1 protein-coding gene is annotated in these 833 nt (G+C 66.3%); it reads left to right on the forward strand.

Annotated elements, in window-relative coordinates:
- Window positions 1–583, forward strand: a 583-nt coding sequence (locus QMK61_RS17585; protein ID WP_302073529.1) for an IS110 family transposase, incomplete at its 5' end; no start/stop codon positions are given.
- Window positions 584–833 lie beyond the last annotated feature (250 nt).

An 833-nucleotide genomic window follows, 5' to 3' on the forward strand; every position in this document is an offset into this window, starting at 1 on the left:
GGCGGCACTCGAAGACGGCGACAACGACCTGCCGATGGCCCTGCGTCACACGCTGGGCGAGTTGCTGGAGCGATTGGCGGGATTGCAGGTGGACATGGATGCGATCGAGCAGCGACTGGCCGCCTTTGCCGACAGCGACCCGGTCAGCCAGCGCTATCAGAGCGTCCCGGGCGTCGGCCTGCTGACTGCCACCGCCTTGCGTGCCAGCGTGGGGCCGCTGGATCGATTCCGCAGCGGCCGTCACTTCGCGGCATGGCTGGGCTTGACCCCGCGCGAGCACTCCTCCGGCGCGCAGCGCCACCTCGGTGCCATGAGCAAGCGTGGCGACGGCTACCTGCGCCTGCTGCTGATCCATGGTGCACGCGCCGCCCTGCGGGCAGCGCAGGTTCGGCAGCGGAAGGATCAACCGCTCGATCGCCTGCAGGCCTGGGCGCTGGCGCTGCAGGTCCGGCAGGGTCACAACAAGGCCGCCGTCGCCCTGGCCAACAAAGTCGCCCGACGGATCTGGGCGATGGAGCACCACCACGCCGCGTTCGACGGCAACCACTGCAGCATGCGGCCGATGGCCGCAGCCATCGAGTAACCGCTTCACCCGTCCCGAGTTGCCCAAGCGATCTGTGTCATGGCGAATGTGTCGGTCCCGAATCGAACCAAGCCGATAACACTTCTGGCCTGCGAGGCCGCTCCGAACGATTGGCTTTCGATTCGCGGATTCCATGATGGCCCGAGCGTTGTTCGCTCACCCCAAGGCCGAATACACGACTGCAACCGATTCATTCACCCCGCATCGACTGCTGCAGCACTCCGGGCTAGTTGCATGAGGAGTCCATACA

Source organism: Fulvimonas sp. R45, from assembly GCF_030504985.1.
GTDB lineage: Bacteria > Pseudomonadota > Gammaproteobacteria > Xanthomonadales > Rhodanobacteraceae > Rhodanobacter_A.